Genomic DNA, 16340 nt, shown 5'->3' on the forward strand with positions numbered 1-16340 from the left:
GGCCGGCGAAAACGGGGAAAATCGAGACAAGGCGTACCTGACGCGTCGGCGCAGGCCGTCGGGCTAGACGCGCGATCTAAGCGGGAACGTATGTCAGCCTGATCACGTCCTCGCCGACGCGATCGGTGGAAACAAGGCGCAGCGGTGGTCGCGGGCCGGCGAAGAATGGCTTGCCGCGACCCAACACGACGGGGTGGAGGTAGAGCCTGTATTCATCGATAAGACCAAGCTCGGTCAGGCTTCCTGCCAGGTCCGGTCCGGAAACGGAAATCTCCCCGGCAAGCCGGGCCTTCAGGTCGCGGATCACCGCCTCGACGTCATCCTCAACAAGGGTGGCGTTGGGACCGACCGATTTCGACGAGCGCGACACAACCCACTTCGGCTGGCGCCGCCACGCCGCCGCGAACTCGCGGTGTTCCGCATCCCACTCGGGACGGTCTTCGTCCCAATAGCGCATGATCTCGTACATGCGGCGACCGTACACACTGCCCGTCAGGTCGCGCACCTGCTCTATCCAGTGACGAAAGAGCGCCGGGCCCGGCGCAAATTCCTGGTGGTCGACATAGCCGTCCAGAGACTGGTTCATTCCAAAGGTGAGCTTCGCCATGCTGCAAAATCTCCATCGCGGATTTATCCGCTAGCTGCCGTTCAGGACGCGGTAGCGGTTGAAAACGGCGCCGTTGGCGAAGGGCGCGGCTTCGATGCGTTCGAGCCTGACCTTGTTGCGCGCCTGGAACATCGGCGTCCCGTCACCGACCGCGACCGGCACGTAATAGATGCCGACCTCATCCACCAGGCCGGCATCCAGATAGGCGGCAGCAAGCGTCGGGCCGGATACGAAGTGTCCCGCCCGGCCTGCGCCTTCAGGTCGCCCATTGCCTCGGCATCGAGGGACGGCAGGATTTTCGTGCGCCGCGTCTTCGCCTCGGTCAGCGTCTTCGAGACGACGATCTTGTCGGTTTGTCGCCAGAGCTCGGCATATTCCGCCTCAAACGGCGTCCCGCCCTGATAGGTCTCCCAGATCGCCATCGTCTCGTACATGCGCCGGCCGTAGACGGCGAGGCCGCAGCGACGCCCCTCCCGGTTGGCGTGGCCATGCACCTGCGCATCGATATGCCCCCAGTCGAAATCGCCGGCAGCATCGTTGATATAGCCATCGAGCGAGACCATCATCTCGAACACGAGCTTTGCCATCGGTTCATCCTCACATCTTTCGCTTTCAAGGGCGAGGGATTGCGGCCATCACGCCGCCTCGATCAGCAGCGCGGTCAACTCCTCCGGCATGTCGATCGGTATATCGTGGCCGCAGGGAAGGTTGTGCACCGTCCAGCCCGGCGCGCCGTGGAATTTCTGCGACATCTCACCGAACGGGCCGTTCCAGCCGGTGGCGACGATGAAGGTCTTTTTCGGCACGCGCTCGTAGGCACCGGTGACCTTCAGCTTCTGCCGGAACGTGCCGGACGGCTGCGGCGTCGCCTTCGGGGCGGCCCAGATCTCGTCTTCTTCGCGCAGGTGACCGCCCGGACCTTCCGGCACCAGGATCATCGGCGCGGAATAATCGCCTTCCGGATCGTAGTCGGTAAAGCTCATGCCGTCTTCGGGAATAAAGGCTTCGACATAGACGATCGACCGGATGCGCTCACGGATGCGCTCGACGACGCCGGTGGCGACGATGCCGCCATAGGAATGGCCGACGAGCACGATATCCGTCAGGTCCTTGTAGATCGCCTCGTTGACGAGATCGTCGATATGGGTGTCGAGGTTGACGGTCGGGCTCGCCAGGTGCTTGCGCTCGCAGAGCCCGGTCAGTGTCGGCGCATAGGCGCGGTGACCCTTCGCATGCAGGCGGGCCAGCACCCGATCCCAGGACCAGCCGCCGGTCCAGGCGCCGTGGGCGATCAGGAAGGTCAGTTTCGGATCCGTCATGTTTTCCCTCAACCAGTTGCGCCTTGCAATTGGCATACACTACCAAACCGATTTCATTTTGCAATCAGTTTATCGAAACGCACAAATGGTAAGGCCCCCACCCTTCCGGGACATGCCCGGCGTCTTTTCAGCGCCTCGCATGCACTTCGGAGTGGGGGCCTGTACCAGCCAAACAGACTGTTCTGCCTATTTCTTCCCACTCAGCGCGAAGAAGGCGCCCTGTGGATCGAGGGCCTGGACGATCCAGGAACCGCCGGGGACCTCCATCGGGCCGTGAATGACCTTGCCGCCGCCGGCGGTCAGCCGGGCAATCGCGGCATCGATCGAATCGACGATGAAGTAGTAGCACCAGCAGGCCACCGGAACGTCCGCCGGCTTGGTCATCATGCCACCGATCTGGCGTCCGTTATGGGAGAAGATGTGGTAGATACCCATCGGCCCCATGTCGAAATCGTGGTCGAGCGTCCAGCCGAACATCTTGCCGTAGAAATCGAGCGCTTCCTTGCCGTTGGCGGCATAAAGCTCGCGCCAGCCGACATTGCCGACGGCATCCCAGGCAAGTTCCGCCGGCGGGTTTTCCATCGGCAGCGGCGTCATGATGCAGATGACCGCGCCATGCGGATCGGCGACGACGGCGAAACGGCCGATGCCCGGAATATCCTCCGGCTCGCGCTGGACGCGGCCGCCATTGGCGACGAAATCCTTGGCCATCTGGTCGACATCGTCGACCGCGACATAACCGGTCCAGTTCGGCGGAATCTTGCCCTCGAGTTCCGGCGGAAAGTTCATCATGCCGCCGATGCCGGGGCAATTGTCGCCCTCACCCATCTCGAACAGGAAATAGGGCGGCATGTCGGGCATGCTCATCTCCTTGACCTTCCAGCCGACCACCGACGAATAGAATTCTCCACCGGCATCGGTATCGGGCGTCATCAGTTCGACCCAGATGAATTTGCCATGGGTCTCGGATCTGGACCCGGTAACGGTCTGCAACATGGTCGTCTCCTCTACGAGTTACTGCGTCGGCCGACGCGTTGGATTGAGCACCCGCAGGCTCAGCGCTTGCGGGTATACTTCGCTTCCATGAACTGCTTCCAGCTGCCGTCCGGCTGTTTGGCGCTGGAATTGAAGATGCGGTGATCATCATCCGAGAAGATGATCTGCTCGCGGTAGTCGCCGGTCTTGCCGGGATTGGCGAAATCCGGGCCGGTCGTGTAGAGATTCAGCGTCGATCCGTCGTCCGACACCTCCCCCTCGTAGACCCAAAGATGGTTCATCATCGTGCCGAGCCAGGTCCCGACATATTTGCCTTTGGCCGGATCGTAGCCGAGAGTGAGAATGGTGGTTGCGGGTCCTCCGCCCCCCGGCATGTCGCCGCTGCCTTCGGCAACGAACCAGATGCCGTTCAGCGAACGGCAGACCTCGACCCATTTTTCGTCGTGGCCCATACTGGTGGACGTCACTTCCCAAAGGCCGACCATTCTTTCCAGAAAGCCGTGTTCGGCTTGGGGTTTGGGCATTTCCATCGCGCTCATCTTTTCCTCCTCCTCTTTTCGAAGCTCCAGAGTGAACCCGTTCAATGGCAGCAGGATGAAGCCGTCTCTTGTGGTTTCTGTTCGTATTCGTCGTGGCGCTTGACGAAGCTCATCGTCGAATCCTCGTTGCGACCAAGCGGCGCCCGGTCGAGGATCATCAGCGTGCCGATCAGCTCTTCGCCGCCTCGGGCGTAGCTGGAATAGGTATGAAAGACCTCGCCCGCCTCGTTCCTGTAAAATGCGGAAAGGCCCGGCAGTTCATCATGCGCCTCGGACGGCGGCACTTCGCGGAAGTTATAATAGACCTTTTCCTTGGCGAGGTCTTCCTTGGAAAAGGAGACGTGATAGTCGAAGTTGAAATCGCTGCCGAAGGACGAGACCCAGGGGAATTTCCAGCCCATGCGCTTCCTGTAGGCCTCGATCTTGTCGAGCGGCGCGCGGGCGACGGCGACATAGGTGACGTCGTGATTGTTGAGATGGACCAGGGCGCCATCGACATGGTCCGACAGGAAGGAGCAGCCCGGGCAGCCGGCATCCCAATCCGGCCCGAGCATGAAATGGTAGACGAGCAACTGGCTGCGGCCGTCGAAAAGATCGGCGAGCGACTTTTTGCCCTTCGGGGTGTCGAACACATAATCCTTGTCGATCTTGACCCAGGGCATGGCCAGGCGCTCGGCGCGCACCTTGTCGCGCAGCTTTGTCTCCTCCTTCTCGAGCGCCAGAAGTCTGCGGCTGGCCTCCAGCCACTCTTCGCGGCTGACGACCAGGTTTTCGGGCGGATTCTTCGACGATACGGTGACATCCATGACGGGCCTCCTCTTATGCTTGACAGAATAAGTTGATATCAACATACTCTTTCCATGCTGTCAAACACCCCGACTATCGAAGTGATTCCCTTTTCGACGACGCTGCTGGTACGCGACACGTGCCTCTGCCTGCATGTGCAGCGGGCAGCGCGTGCGCTGGCCCGACGCTTCGACAATGCGATGAAGCCCATCGGGCTCACCAACGGGCAGTTTTCGCTGATGATGTCCCTGAACCGGCCGCAGCCGGCACCGATGGGCCAGGTCGCCAGCCTGCTCGCGATGGACCGCACGACGCTGACGGCGGCACTGAAAGTGTTGGAGCGGCGCGGTCTGGTCGAAACCAGCGTCGACCCGAAGGACCGGCGCGGCCGGCTGCTGCGGCTGACGAACGACGGAATGACCATGCTTTCCGCCGCCCTGCCGATCTGGATACGGGTGCATGCGGAGGTCGATGCCGAGCTTGGCGAGGGTGGGCCGGAAGAGCTGCGGGCGACGCTCAATACCCTCAAATAAAAAAAGCCGGCGCGAAGGCCGGCTCTTCATCTTGAAACTTTCAGGCCGATCAGGCGACCTTGACCGGCACTTCGGTCGAGGTGCGCATCGCGTGGCTGTAGGGGCAGACGATGTGGGCCTTGGCGGCGAGGTCTTCAGCGACCGACCTTTCGAGACCCGGGATATCGACCAGAAGCGATACCTCGATGCCGAAACCGCCGCCGTCCTCGCGCGGACCGATACCGACAGTCGCCGTCACCTTGGCGTCGTCCGGGATTTTTACCTTTTCCTTGCCGGCGACGAATTTCAGCGCGCCGAGGAAGCAGGCGGAATAACCGGTGGCAAAGAGCTGTTCCGGATTGGTGCCGCGGGCACCGTCGCCGCCGAGTTCCTTCGGAACGGTCAGCGTGACGTCGAGGACGCCGTCTTCCGACGCGCCATGGCCGGCGCGGCCGCCGGTGGCGGAAGCCTTGGTGGTGTAGAGAATGGGCATAGGTCTAACTCCCTTGGTTCTAGTCCTGGGTGATAAATATCGTCCGCAATTCAATTGCGCGCAATCTAATTACGCGCATTGCATTTTGCCGTCAAGCCTGCGAAAATGGGTTTCGCCTGAAAAAGATAGAGCACAGGCACGTGAAGACAGGACCGGCCATGCAGAAAAAAGCGAGCAACGCGGATAATTTCGAGATCGAGCTCGATGCGCAACTGTGCTTTGCGATCTACGGCGCGGCGCATGCCTTCACGCGCACCTACAAGCCGCTGCTCGAGCCGCTCGGGCTCACCTATCCGCAATATCTGGTGATGATCGCGCTGTGGGAGGAGGACGACCAGCCGGTGAAGGCGATCGGCGACCGGCTTGGACTGGATTCCGGCACGCTCTCCCCTCTCCTCAAGCGGCTGGAGCAGTCCGGCCTCGTCACCCGCAAGCGCGACTGCGACGACGAGCGGCAGGTGAGGATCTCGCTGACGAAAAAGGGAACGGAACTGAAAACCCAGGCGGCCGGCGTCGCCGGTGCGATCGGCAGGGCCGTCGGTTGCAGCTTCGATGAGGCCGTGGCGCTCCGCGACAAACTGATCGCGCTGAAGCAAAGGCTGACGAAAGCGGGAAGCGAAAAAGACCCACTGCCCTCTGCTTGACAGACCTCCCGTGACCGGCCGCGGCCGGTCGTCACAAGATCGCGACGAAGCCGTCGGGGTCACGGCTTGTGGGCTTCCGGATCGTCCGTATGGCGGCCTGAATAGCGCTCGTCCAGTTCCCGGATCACGCCTTCGCCGTCGATCGGATCCACCTTGCGGAGGATGACGTCGATCTTCGCCTCCAGCCGGTCGGAACCTTCCTTCGATTGCGGCGAACCCAGGAACAGGAAGAAGGCCAGGCCTCCGACCTGCCAGAGCAGCTGCAAAAATTCCGACTGCCAGTTTTCAAAAGTGTCGCGCAGCATTTCCGTCAGATAGGGGGAAAATTCGACCGGCTGTCCGTGCTCGGCCTGTTCCTGGACGAAGGCAAACCAGCCGAACAGCCAATGCCCGACAAGACTGAAAGCGAAAAATGCCAAGGTTATCCAGGCGTAACTATACGCACGCCATAACGAATGCTGCTGCATGGCTTCCTCCAGAACGCCCCGCGCAAAGTAACTTCAAAGTCCCAGGGTGGTTCCAGCAGAGATCAGGCCCGGGCGAGGTGATCCGCGACGATCCGGTCGATCCAGTGGCGATGTTGTTCCTTGACCAGCGGGTTGGTTCCGGGTTCGCCGGCAACCGTGATCAGCGCCTTCCACAGGCACCAGCCGCGCGCCCTTTCCCAGGTCTCGGCGTCGAGCCCCACCCGCTTGCGGAAGGCACGGGCAGCCGGTTCGTCGAACAGGGTCCAGGCAATGACGAGGTCGCAGGCCGGGTCACCGATGCCGGAATTGCCGAAATCGATCACGGCGGCAAGCTGTCCATCGCGTACGAGCAGGTTTCCCTCGCTGACGTCGCCATGCACCCAGACCGGTTTGTTCTCCCAGGTCGAGGCGAGCGCCCTTTCCCAGATTTCGGTGATCAACGGCACGTCGATTTCGCCCGAGAGGACTTTGATGGAGCGGCGGGTTTCGGCGTCATACACGGCCAGCGAACCGCCGCGGTGGAAATTGTGCTGGCCCGCCGGCGGTCCGTCGGATGCGTGGATCCTCCAGAGAGCCAGGAGGAAATCCGCGAGGCCCTCCGCAAAAACGGTCAGGTCGGTGATCGTCTGGAGGCTGGATCGGTCACCTGCAATCCAGGCATAGACCGACCAGGGCCAGGGGTAACCATCACCCGGCCTTCCGAGTCCGAGGGGCACGGGAACGGGAAGCGGCAGTTGCGGGGCTAATACCGGGAGCCAACGGTATTCCTTCTCCACCTGCGCGACATAACGTTCGGCGCTCGGCAGACGCACCGACATGGTGTCGCCGAGATGGAAGGTGCGGTTGTCCCAGCCGCCATTCGCGACCGGCCGCACGTCCAAGCCCGCCCATTCCGGGAACTGTTCGGCGATCAGCCCTCTGACGAGAGGGACATCGATTTCAACCATGTAAACCTCCCGGCGCCGCGGATCAGGCCGGGTTGATAGCAGCCCTCTGTGACAGAAAAGCCTACTGCCACACCACGATGCGCGCTTTTTCCGGCACGCGGTCGTAGAGGTCGATGATATCCTGGTTCATGAGCCGCACGCAGCCCGACGAGGCGGCGGTGCCGATCGAATTCCATTCCGGCGAGCCGTGCAGGCGGTAGAGCGTGTCCTTGCCGTTCTGGAAGATGTAGAGCGCGCGGGCACCGAGGGGGTTCAGAAGGCCGGGCGGCATGCCGCCGTTCTTGGCCGAATATTTCGCAAGCTCCGGCTGGCGGGCGACCATCTCGTCCGGCGGCGTCCATTTCGGCCATCGCTGCCGCCACTGAATGACGCCCTCGCCCTGCCAGGCAAAACCCTCGCGGCCGATGCCGACGCCGTAGCGCATCGCGGTGCCGCCCGGCTCGACGAGGTAGAGGAAGCGGGAGGCCGTGTCGACCACCACCGTGCCGGGGCGTTCGCCGGTCGGATCGACGACCTGCTGGCGATAATAGCGCGGATTGATCTGGCGATAGGGGACCGCCGGGATGACGAAACCGCCATCGACCATGGTGCCGTACATGACATCCAGTTCCGACGACGGGCCTTCGATAGGCTCAGGACGGAAGGCAACCGTCGTTGCCAGCGGGCGCGGCACGGACGAGGCGCAGCCGGCAAGCGTGGAGGCTGCACCCGCGCCGAGGAGAGACAAAAAACTCCGGCGGGAAAAGGAAGGGTTCAGGATCATCTGAGGCAGGACCGCTCGATAGAAACGCAAGGGAACAGCAAAATCGCTCTTTAACGGCAGGGCGATCGAAAGGTTCCGACTCGCTCCTTCGACTGGAAGATAGGGCTGCGGTCCTTAATCAACTATTCACGAGACCTACACGGCGGGTCAAACCCATGAGATGAAACGAGGAAAGAGCGGCAAAGCCGCTCTTTCTGTCGATTGTCTCGCTGTCTCGGAGGTCAGATGACCACGATCGGCGTGCCCGAAGGCACGCGGTCGAAGAGGTCGATGACATCCTGGTTCAGCATGCGCACGCAGCCGGACGAGGTCTGCCTGCCGACGGACTGCCAGTCCGGCGTGCCGTGCACCCGGTAGAGCGTATCCTGGCCGTCCTTGAAGATATAGAGCGCGCGGGCGCCAAGCGGATTGTTGAGGCCCGGATTGGCACCGCCCTCGGCGGCCGAAAATTTGCGCAGGTCCGGCTGGCGGGCGACCATCTCGTCCGGCGGCGTCCAGCGCGGCCATTCGGCCTTGCGCTGGATCACGCCGCGGCCCTGCCACGAGAAACCGGCCTTGCCGAGGCCGACGCCGTAGCGGATCGCCTTGCCGCCCGGCTGCACGAGATAGAGGAACCGTTCCCTGGTATCGACGACGATCGTGCCCGGCGCTTCGTTGGTGGTGTAGTCGACGTCCTGGCGCAGATAGCGGGCATCGATGCGTGAATAGGGGATGGCCGGAAGCGTGTGGCCGTCGTCGCGGATGACGCCGTACATGGCCCGGTGGACCGGATTGGAAACCGGCAATCCATAGGTCTGGTGGAAAGTCGACGGATAGAGCTGGCGCTTGTGCGGAATGGCGCCCGGCATTGGCGGCGGCTGGTTCGACGGCGGATCGGCATAGGGCGGGACGTTGAAGACCGGCGCCGTCTGCTGCACGAAGACGTCCGGGTTCATGCGGCTGGTATCGGTGACCAAGGGAATCTGGCAGCCACTGAGCGCCGCGGACGCGGCGAGCACGGCGGAAAGGCCAAGGGGTCGGCGGAAAGGTCGAAAGGAGAATGGCATGGGAACCCGCTTCCAGCAGATGAAGTCCGGCCGACAATGGCAGATGCGGCTGGCGCGAAGCTGGTGGAACCGTTCATGAGTGCCAGCCCGCCTCGGCATGGGCCGCCGATGCCGGATAGCGTGCCATGCGCGCATCGAAGTCGCGGGCGATATCTGCCAGCGTCACCTTGCCGAAGCGGCTGAGGAGCAGCTTCTCTGCCTCCTCGAAAGCTTCGGAAAGGGCGGCATTCACCGCCTGCTCCACCAGGCATGCCGGCTGGTCGCAAGCGGGACCGACCGCAAAGACCGCAGGCTCGCCGACCGCTTCGTAGATGTCGAGCAGCGTCATTTCCGACAGGGGGCGACCCAGCGTCCAGCCGCCGCCATGGCCCTTTTCCGAGCGCACATAGCCCTTTTCCCGAAGCCCCGCCATGGTGCGGCGGACCACGACCGGATTGGTGCTAAGCATCGCGGCAATGGTTTCCGACGTGGCAGCGCCTTCATGGCGATCCATGTGGATCAGCACATGCAGCATGCGGGACAGGCGGCTGTCGTGTCTCATCGTGGCGCTCCGCGCGGTTGTCGGCCACCCATTCTTAACATACGCACACATTCGCAACAACATAAGTTACAAATCCATTGACGGCGCTCCATCATGTAACTTATGTTGTTTCAAGACTTCCGAGGAGAATTTCGCATGGAATACGAAGCGATCGTCATCGGCGGCAGCTATGCCGGCCTCTCCGCCGCCCTGCAGCTCGCCCGCGCCCGGCGGCGGATCCTCGTCATAGACGAAGGCCTGCGCCGCAATCGGTTTGCCGAGACTTCTCACGGGTTCCTTACCCGCGATGGGGAACGGCCGGAGATCATCGCCAGCAAGGCCCGCTCCCAGCTGATGGCCTATCCGACCGTCGAATGGCTCGACGCACGGGCCGACGATGCCCGGAAAAGCGAAGGCGGTTTCTCGGTGACGGCAGGCGGCGAGGAGCTCGCGGCGAAACGGCTGGTGCTCGCCACGGGCGTCAGGGATCATCTGCCCGAGATCCCCGGCCTGATCGAACGGTGGGGCAAAAGCGTCTTTCATTGCCCCTATTGCCACGGTTACGAATTGAACCGCGGACAGGTAGGCGTGATCGGCGTCTCCGCCCTGTCAATGCATCACGCGCTGATGCTGCCCGACTGGGGACCGACCACCCTCCTGCTCAACGATGCGTTCCGGCCCGACGAGGAACAGGCCGGCCAATTGGCGGCGCGCGGCGTCACCATCGAGGAAACCCCGATCTCATCGATCGGCGGCCATGCCGAAATCCTGCTGCAGGATGGCCGGAGCTTGAGTTTTGCCGGACTTTTCGTCCTGTCCCGGACGGAATTGACAAGTCCCATTGCCGAACAGCTCGGCTGCGCCCTGGAAGACGGCCCGGTGGGCAAATTCATCCGCACCGACATGACCCAGCAGACCAGCATTCCCGGCGTTTTCGCCTGCGGCGATGCAGCCCGCGCGGCGGGCTCGGTGGCGATTTCCGTCGGTGATGGCGCCATGGCGGGCGCGGGAACGCACCGGTCGCTGATGTTCGGGTAATTCTCGCGACGTAGCGGGAGGCTCGGCCTTAACCCGTGACCTGGTTGAAGAAGCGGATGCTTTCGGCGACCGCGCCCGGCACGACGCCGTTGTGGTTGCCGGGCAGGAGCTTGGCCTCGATCTGGGCGCCGGCTGATTTCGCCCGGTCCATCAGCAAACGGTGGTCGGCGTCGAATGGCCGTTCCTCGGTGCCGCGCAGCAGCAGCGTCGGGCATTTGAGGCTGTGACCGAAGCAGACCGAAGAGCGCATGATGAATTCCTTCTGGTCGCTCTCGTCGAAACGCACTTCCCGCTCGAACCGGCCGAAATAACGCCAGGAATTGACGCCCGCCGAGATCGGCGCGGAGGCGCGGAACTTTCGCGTCATCGAGGCGAGCAGCGCCAGAGTACCGCCGTTCGAATGGCCGGCGAGGAAGAACCGGTTCTTGTCGATGCCCGGCAGTTCCTCCAGATAGCTGGCGGCGGCCAGCGCATCCGAAGTCTCGTCGTAGAAGCCCGAATAATTGCCGGCCTGGCCGTTTTCGCCTCTGAACGAGGGCAGCATGACGACGTAGCCGGCTTCCCAATAGGCCTTCATCAGTTCCCAGTGGCCATCGCCGGTGGCGTTGCCGCCGTGCAGGAAAAGAATCGCGGGTTTCAGCTTTGCGGACGGTTCATAATGAGAGATCCATGCGATCAGTTCGATCGAGCCGTCCGGGCCGCCGCGATACGTCACCTTCTTCGCTCCTGCCGGCGTGCCGAGCGGAGGAGACTGTTCCGGCGACGGGCCCTTGCGGATGAGGTTGGTGTGGAAATGCCGGCGAGCGTCGCCGTAATCCTCCTTCTCAAGCGGCGGAACCTCGGGAACGGGAAATTGCGCACTGGCCACGGCCGGCAGCATGGCAGCAACCGAGAGGCCGGCGGCTCCTGCCAGCAGGGTACGGCGCGTGAGGCCATCGCCTCGCGAGGGGAATTTCGAGGTGAAGATGCGGTCTGATGCCATGTCTTTCGATGCCATGTCTGCGGAATCCATTCTTCCGTTGCGCGCGATTCCGATTTCAGCACTCGTGAAAGGCGCTGTCCATTCAACGATTCGGGAACGGCAACGGGTTTTCAGCCGGCCTTGGCATCCAGCATCGCGGTCAGCGTCGACAGCCGGTCGGCGTCGCGCGGCAGCTTGTCATAACGAAGCCGGGCGATGCGCGGGAAACGCATGGCAACGCCGGACTTGTGGCGGGTCGAGCGATTGATACCCTCGAAGGCGACCTCCAGCACGAAACCGAAATCCCGCTCGGCACGCACTGCCCGGACCGGTCCGAAACGGTCGACCGTATTGTCGCGCACGAACTTGTCGAGCACTTCGAGTTCCGCGTCGGTAAAGCCGAAATAGGCTTTTCCGACCGGCACCAGTTCCTCGCCGTCAGGCGTCTCGGCCCAGACGCCGAAGGTGAAGTCGGAATAATAGCTCGACCGCTTGCCGTGGCCGCGCTGGGCGTAAAGCATCACCGCATCGATATTGTAGGGATCACGCTTCCACTTGAACCATGGTCCCTTGAGGCGGCCGGCCTGGTATGGGCTGTCCTTGCGCTTGATCATCACCCCTTCGATGACCGGATCGGGCGGGGCGATGCGGATGCGGTCGAGCTCGTCCCAGGTGGTGAAGGGCACGAGTTCGGAGAGGTCGAAACGATCATGCGGCGCACCGTGGATGATGTCGCCGAGGCGTTTTCGGCGTTCGAGAAAACTCTCGGCGCGGATATCGAGGTCGCTTTCGAACAGCAGGTCGTAGGCGCGCACGAAGGCGGGGTAGTCGTCGAGCATCTTGCCCGTCACCGTCTTGCGGTTCAGGCGCTGTTGCAGGTCCGAAAAGGTGCGCGTCGGATTGTTGGAGCGGGCAGTGCCGCCGACCAGCAATTCGCCGTCGATGACGCCTTCGAAATTGATCGAGCCGACGACATCCGGAAAGGCGCCGGTGATGTCGTCGCCGGAGCGCGAATAGAGTTTCTTCGTGCCGCCGTAGCTCGACATCTGCACGCGGATGCCGTCCCATTTCCACTCGGCGGCGTAATCGGCGGGGTCCAGCTTTTCGAGATCGCCCGTCTCCACCGGATTGGCCAGCATGACCGAATGGAAGATCGCCGGCGTGGCGAGAACCGGCTTTTCCGCCCTGCCCTCCAGCCAGGCGAAAAGCGGCTCGTAGGGCGGGGTCAGCCCATGCCAGAGCGTCTCGATTTCGGTCACGTCTTTTCCGCTCATGTCCGACAGCGCCTGCTTGGCGAGGCGGGCGGAAACGCCGATGCGGAGCGCCCCGGTGACGAGCTTCAGGAAGGCGAAGCGGCTCGACGTGTCGAGCTTGTCGAGCAGATCGCGGACGGCGGAGCGCACTTCGGTGCGGCCGAGCGAGTTCATGCGGGTGACGACTTCGCTTAAGCGCGGCTGATGGTCGTCATCGATTTCGTCCTTGCGGGTGCCGTCCCAGACAAGCGAGATGGTCTCGGCGAGATCGCCGACATAGTCGTAGGAATATTGGAACAGGACCGGGTCCATGCGCTCCAGCACCAGGTCGCGCAGCATGGCGGGTTTGACGCTCTTGAGATCGAGCCCGCCGGCGAGTGCGGCCAGGCCGTAGCCGCGGTCGGGATCGGGTGTGTCGCGAAAATAGTCGGCGAGAAGAGTGAGCTTGCCGTTGCGCGACGGGGTGAGGACGAGGCGGTCGAGGAGGGTGGCGAAGGCTTTCATGGGGCGCCCTCTTCAAGAAAGACCCCTTCTGGCCTGCCGGCCATCTCCCCCACAAGGGGGGAGAAGACTCGTGGCAATGCCTTGCCTCGATCTCGACGGAAACGCGTGGCACCGAAGCCCCTCCCCCCTGTGGGGAGGGGTTGGGGAGGGGTTTTGTCTTTGAAGAATGGCAATGGCCATGCCGCTGATCGATCTCCCCCTTTGAGGTGGAGATGCCCGGCAGGGCAGAGGGGGGTGTCGGCGGCACGAGCGGAAAAGATCATCCCCATCAATCCCCCTCATCCTCGTAGCCCACCAGATGCAGCGGCCTTGCCGGAATATTCTTCAGCTCGCACCAGCGCACCAAGGCCTCCTCGCGGCCATGGGTAACCCAGACTTCGCTCGGGCCGATCTCCTCAATGGTGGAGAGCAGTTCCGGCCAGTCGCAATGGTCGGAGATGACCAGCGGCAGTTCGACGCCGCCCTGCTTGGCGCGCTGGCGCACCATCATCCAGCCTGACGCAAAGGCGATCAGCGGTTCGTTGAAACGCCGCGCCCAGCGATCCTGAAAGGCCGAGGGCGGGCCGACGATGACGGCGCCCCTGAAGGCGTCGGGGCTGCTCTTCTCGATGGTCGCAGGTCTTATCTCGCCGAGGTCGATGCCCTGGCCGACGTAATAATCACAGAGTTTCGCCAATGCGCCGTGGATGTAGATCGGCTCGTGATAACCGCAATCGCGGATCAGCCGGATGACCCGCTGGGCCTTGCCGAGCGCATAGGCGCCGATCAGGTGGCTGCGCTCGGGAAACTGTTTCAGCGAGGTCAGGAGCTTGCCGATTTCCTGCCTCGGGTCCGGGTGATGGAAGACCGGCAGGCCGAAGGTCGCCTCGGTGATGAAGACGTCGCAGGCGACCGGCTCGAAGGGGGCGCAGGTGGGATCGACGCCACGCTTGTAGTCGCCTGAAACGACGATCCGCAGCCCGTCCTTCTCGATGGCGACCTGGGCCGAGCCGAGCACGTGGCCGGCCGGGTGAAAACTCACCCGCACGCCGTCGACATCGATCTCCTCGCCGAAGATAGCGGCCTGTTCTTCGCCGCAAAAGTCCTCGCCGTAGCGCAGCCGCATGATGTCGAGCGTCTGGCGGGTCGCCAGAACCTTGGCGTGGCCGGCACGGGCGTGGTCGGAATGGCCGTGGGTGATCAGCGCCCGCTCGACGGGACGCACCGGATCGACATGGAAGCGGCCGATGGGGCAGAACAGCCCGGCCGGGGTGGGATGAAGCAGCGCCTCTGGTTTCATGCCATTGAAGATAGGGTAAAAACGACGCCGCGCCAGATCACTCCGAGGCGGCGGCCGGCTTGTTTTCGGCCATCACCGCCTGCGGCAGGCGGACCGGTTTCAGCATCAGGGCGGCGATAAGACCGATCAGCGCCATGGCGCTGCCGGCCAAGAACACGGGCGTGAAGGCCTCGGTGTAGAGCGTGTGGACGGCGATGCGTGACGGCTCGGGCAATGCGAGCATCATCAGCGGCGTCAGCGAGCCGATATCCTCGACGCCCGGAATGCTGGTGCCGACACCCCTGATGCCGGCGGCGACGATCGCGCCATAGACCGAGATGGCGATCGAGGCGCCGGCCATGCGCATCAGCGTCACGGCACCGGTTGCCGCGCCGACATCCTCGCGGGGCGCGGAATTCTGCACGCCGATGATCGGCGCCTGCTGGCCGAAACCGATCGCCAGGCCCTGCATCAGCATGAAGCCGAGGATAATGTAGATCGGGGTTCCGACCGGCAGCTGCGAGAAGATGAACAGGGCGGCGATGTTCAGCGACAGGCCGATCAGCGTGAACGGCTTGTAGCGGCCGGTGATCGAGATCAGCCGGCCGGTCGAGATCGAGCCGATGACGATGCCGAGGGTCGTGGCGACAAAGCAGAAGCTCGCGGTCGTCGGCGACAGGCCGGTGGTCGTCTGCAGGAAGAGCGCGAAATAGTTGGCCATGCCGATCGCCACCGCGCCGGTGCAGAAGGAGACGATCAGGAACAGCGAAAAGGTCGAATCGCGGAAGAGTTTCAGCGGCACGATCGGCTCGGGCACCTTCCCTTCGACAACGACCCAGAGGATGGCACAGAGGGTGCCGACCGCCACGACGAGCAGGGACTGCCAGGCGACCAGCGAACCGAACAGCGTGACGCTGTCGGCCCAGATGACGATGCTCGCAACGGTTCCCGCCAGAAGGACGGCGCCGAGATAATCGATCTTCGGCTTGCGGACCGGGCGGCGATAGGGAAGCAGAAGCGAAATGCCGGTGACGGCGACGATGCCGACCGGCAGGTTGATCAGGAAGATGGACCGCCAGCCGAACAGTTCGCTCATCGTGCCGCCGAGCAGCGGGCCGAGGCTGCCGGAGGCCATGATCACCAGGCTCGAATAACTCTGGTATTTCGCCCGTTCGCGCGGCTCGAACAGGTCGGCATTGATCGAGAAGATCGATACCATGATGCCGCCGCCGCCAAAACCCTGCAGCACACGCGAGGCGATAAGCGAATCCATCGACCAGGCAAGCCCGCAGGTGAGCGAACCGATGGTAAAGATGACGATCGCCGCCAGCATCACGTATTTGCGGCCGAACAGATCTCCGAGCTTGCCGTAGATCGGCATCGAGGTGCTGCTGGCGAGAAGATAGGCAGAGCCGACCCAGCCGAAACGCTCCAGTTCGCCGAACTCGCCGATGATCGTCGGCAGCGCCGTCGAGACGATCTGGTTGTCCAGCGTCGCCATGAACAGCGCTGTCAGCAAAAAGCAGAAGATCACCAACCGCTGGCGGTGGCTGGCGACAAGCGGCACCTGGGCCGGGCGGGTCATATCCATGAGATCAATCCACAGTGTCGGAATTTTATGTGCCTTCCGCATATAATTGTCAACGGCACTTTGATGCGGGATGCAAAGAACGATTGGAAAGCCTTT

Annotated in this window: 19 protein-coding genes; 3 read left to right on the top strand and 16 right to left on the bottom strand. The window is 62.9% G+C overall.

From position 1 onward, the window contains the following. Positions 1-76 precede the first annotated feature (76 nt). From ABCW43_RS06285 to ABCW43_RS06310, 6 genes are all read right to left on the bottom strand, one after another. A complete protein-coding gene (locus ABCW43_RS06285) occupies positions 77-607 on the bottom strand; it encodes a dihydrofolate reductase family protein (protein ID WP_345922588.1) in 531 nt (176 codons plus the stop codon). A gap of 30 nt (positions 608-637) precedes the next feature. Further along, complete coding sequence (locus ABCW43_RS28810) at positions 638-793, bottom strand: dihydrofolate reductase family protein (protein ID WP_445738901.1); 156 nt, start codon at positions 791-793, stop codon at positions 638-640. A 449-nt stretch (positions 794-1242) separates the two neighbouring features. Continuing rightward, the gene (locus ABCW43_RS06295) at positions 1243-1926 is read right to left on the bottom strand and encodes an alpha/beta fold hydrolase (RefSeq protein ID WP_345922590.1); all 684 of its coding nucleotides are present in this window, start codon (positions 1924-1926) and stop codon (positions 1243-1245) included. A 186-nt stretch (positions 1927-2112) separates the two neighbouring features. Next, positions 2113-2922: a VOC family protein gene (locus tag ABCW43_RS06300; protein ID WP_345922591.1), complete on the bottom strand. Its 810-nt coding sequence runs from the start codon at positions 2920-2922 to the stop codon at positions 2113-2115. Between the two features lie 59 nt (positions 2923-2981). Next, a complete protein-coding gene (locus ABCW43_RS06305) occupies positions 2982-3461 on the bottom strand; it encodes a DUF1579 domain-containing protein (RefSeq protein ID WP_445738902.1) in 480 nt (159 codons plus the stop codon). A 41-nt stretch (positions 3462-3502) separates the two neighbouring features. Then, positions 3503-4267 (bottom strand): DUF899 domain-containing protein, encoded by a 765-nt coding sequence (locus tag ABCW43_RS06310; protein WP_345922592.1) that lies wholly within the window; start codon positions 4265-4267, stop codon positions 3503-3505. Positions 4268-4324: 57 nt separating this feature from the next. On the opposite strand from ABCW43_RS06310, the gene ABCW43_RS06315 reads away from it, so the two are divergent. Then, the gene (locus ABCW43_RS06315; RefSeq protein ID WP_345923379.1) at positions 4325-4780 is read left to right on the top strand and encodes a MarR family winged helix-turn-helix transcriptional regulator; all 456 of its coding nucleotides are present in this window, start codon (positions 4325-4327) and stop codon (positions 4778-4780) included. Positions 4781-4829: 49 nt separating this feature from the next. On the opposite strand, the gene ABCW43_RS06320 is transcribed toward ABCW43_RS06315, so the two are convergent. Beyond that, entirely contained in the window at positions 4830-5252 is a 423-nt protein-coding gene (locus tag ABCW43_RS06320; RefSeq protein ID WP_345922593.1) for an organic hydroperoxide resistance protein, read from the bottom strand. A gap of 158 nt (positions 5253-5410) precedes the next feature. Here ABCW43_RS06320 and ABCW43_RS06325 point away from each other — a divergent pair, with 158 nt between their 5' ends. Continuing rightward, on the top strand, positions 5411-5896 hold the full coding sequence (locus ABCW43_RS06325) for a MarR family winged helix-turn-helix transcriptional regulator (protein WP_345922594.1): 486 nt from the start codon (positions 5411-5413) through the stop codon (positions 5894-5896). A 59-nt stretch (positions 5897-5955) separates the two neighbouring features. Here ABCW43_RS06325 and ABCW43_RS06330 read toward each other — a convergent pair whose 3' ends face one another. From ABCW43_RS06330 to ABCW43_RS06350, 5 genes are all read right to left on the bottom strand, one after another. Next, the gene (locus tag ABCW43_RS06330) at positions 5956-6363 is read right to left on the bottom strand and encodes a DUF6766 family protein (RefSeq protein WP_345922595.1); all 408 of its coding nucleotides are present in this window, start codon (positions 6361-6363) and stop codon (positions 5956-5958) included. A gap of 62 nt (positions 6364-6425) precedes the next feature. Beyond that, entirely contained in the window at positions 6426-7310 is an 885-nt protein-coding gene (locus ABCW43_RS06335) for an aminoglycoside phosphotransferase family protein (RefSeq protein ID WP_345922596.1), read from the bottom strand. A 61-nt stretch (positions 7311-7371) separates the two neighbouring features. After that, positions 7372-8073, bottom strand: a complete 702-nt coding sequence (locus tag ABCW43_RS06340) for a L,D-transpeptidase (protein WP_345922597.1) — start codon at positions 8071-8073, stop codon at positions 7372-7374. Positions 8074-8294: 221 nt separating this feature from the next. Further along, positions 8295-9119, bottom strand: coding sequence for a L,D-transpeptidase (locus tag ABCW43_RS06345; protein ID WP_345922598.1), 825 nt, complete (start codon positions 9117-9119; stop codon positions 8295-8297). A 73-nt stretch (positions 9120-9192) separates the two neighbouring features. Next, positions 9193-9660 (bottom strand): Rrf2 family transcriptional regulator, encoded by a 468-nt coding sequence (locus ABCW43_RS06350; RefSeq protein ID WP_345922599.1) that lies wholly within the window; start codon positions 9658-9660, stop codon positions 9193-9195. 135 nt (positions 9661-9795) lie between these two features. Between ABCW43_RS06350 and ABCW43_RS06355 the strand changes: the two genes are divergently transcribed. Further along, positions 9796-10677: an NAD(P)/FAD-dependent oxidoreductase gene (locus ABCW43_RS06355; RefSeq protein WP_345922600.1), complete on the top strand. Its 882-nt coding sequence runs from the start codon at positions 9796-9798 to the stop codon at positions 10675-10677. 28 nt (positions 10678-10705) lie between these two features. Here ABCW43_RS06355 and ABCW43_RS06360 read toward each other — a convergent pair whose 3' ends face one another. The 4 genes from ABCW43_RS06360 to ABCW43_RS06375 form a co-directional block, all read right to left on the bottom strand. Next, on the bottom strand, positions 10706-11659 hold the full coding sequence (locus ABCW43_RS06360; protein ID WP_345923381.1) for an alpha/beta hydrolase family protein: 954 nt from the start codon (positions 11657-11659) through the stop codon (positions 10706-10708). A 110-nt stretch (positions 11660-11769) separates the two neighbouring features. Next, complete coding sequence (locus tag ABCW43_RS06365; RefSeq protein ID WP_345922601.1) at positions 11770-13395, bottom strand: cisplatin damage response ATP-dependent DNA ligase; 1626 nt, start codon at positions 13393-13395, stop codon at positions 11770-11772. Between the two features lie 268 nt (positions 13396-13663). Continuing rightward, on the bottom strand, positions 13664-14674 hold the full coding sequence (locus ABCW43_RS06370; RefSeq protein ID WP_345922602.1) for a ligase-associated DNA damage response exonuclease: 1011 nt from the start codon (positions 14672-14674) through the stop codon (positions 13664-13666). A gap of 37 nt (positions 14675-14711) precedes the next feature. Continuing rightward, positions 14712-16244, bottom strand: a complete 1533-nt coding sequence (locus ABCW43_RS06375) for an MDR family MFS transporter (RefSeq protein ID WP_345922603.1) — start codon at positions 16242-16244, stop codon at positions 14712-14714. Positions 16245-16340 lie beyond the last annotated feature (96 nt).

It is taken from the genome of Neorhizobium tunisiense (assembly GCF_039631515.1).
In the GTDB taxonomy this organism is placed as follows: domain Bacteria; phylum Pseudomonadota; class Alphaproteobacteria; order Rhizobiales; family Rhizobiaceae; genus Neorhizobium.

Coding starts and splice junctions, on each gene's coding strand:
- ABCW43_RS06285 (WP_345922588.1), bottom strand. CDS start 607: ATGGCGAAGCTCACCTTTGGAATGAACCAGTCTCTGGACGGCTATGTC.
- ABCW43_RS06295 (WP_345922590.1), bottom strand. CDS start 1,926: ATGACGGATCCGAAACTGACCTTCCTGATCGCCCACGGCGCCTGGACC.
- ABCW43_RS06300 (WP_345922591.1), bottom strand. CDS start 2,922: ATGTTGCAGACCGTTACCGGGTCCAGATCCGAGACCCATGGCAAATTC.
- ABCW43_RS06305 (WP_445738902.1), bottom strand. CDS start 3,461: ATGAGCGCGATGGAAATGCCCAAACCCCAAGCCGAACACGGCTTTCTG.
- ABCW43_RS06310 (WP_345922592.1), bottom strand. CDS start 4,267: ATGGATGTCACCGTATCGTCGAAGAATCCGCCCGAAAACCTGGTCGTC.
- ABCW43_RS06320 (WP_345922593.1), bottom strand. CDS start 5,252: ATGCCCATTCTCTACACCACCAAGGCTTCCGCCACCGGCGGCCGCGCC.
- ABCW43_RS06325 (WP_345922594.1), top strand. CDS start 5,411: ATGCAGAAAAAAGCGAGCAACGCGGATAATTTCGAGATCGAGCTCGAT.
- ABCW43_RS06330 (WP_345922595.1), bottom strand. CDS start 6,363: ATGCAGCAGCATTCGTTATGGCGTGCGTATAGTTACGCCTGGATAACC.
- ABCW43_RS06335 (WP_345922596.1), bottom strand. CDS start 7,310: ATGGTTGAAATCGATGTCCCTCTCGTCAGAGGGCTGATCGCCGAACAG.
- ABCW43_RS06340 (WP_345922597.1), bottom strand. CDS start 8,073: ATGATCCTGAACCCTTCCTTTTCCCGCCGGAGTTTTTTGTCTCTCCTC.
- ABCW43_RS06345 (WP_345922598.1), bottom strand. CDS start 9,119: ATGCCATTCTCCTTTCGACCTTTCCGCCGACCCCTTGGCCTTTCCGCC.
- ABCW43_RS06350 (WP_345922599.1), bottom strand. CDS start 9,660: ATGAGACACGACAGCCGCCTGTCCCGCATGCTGCATGTGCTGATCCAC.
- ABCW43_RS06355 (WP_345922600.1), top strand. CDS start 9,796: ATGGAATACGAAGCGATCGTCATCGGCGGCAGCTATGCCGGCCTCTCC.
- ABCW43_RS06360 (WP_345923381.1), bottom strand. CDS start 11,659: ATGGCATCAGACCGCATCTTCACCTCGAAATTCCCCTCGCGAGGCGAT.
- ABCW43_RS06365 (WP_345922601.1), bottom strand. CDS start 13,395: ATGAAAGCCTTCGCCACCCTCCTCGACCGCCTCGTCCTCACCCCGTCG.
- ABCW43_RS06370 (WP_345922602.1), bottom strand. CDS start 14,674: ATGAAACCAGAGGCGCTGCTTCATCCCACCCCGGCCGGGCTGTTCTGC.
- ABCW43_RS06375 (WP_345922603.1), bottom strand. CDS start 16,244: ATGGATATGACCCGCCCGGCCCAGGTGCCGCTTGTCGCCAGCCACCGC.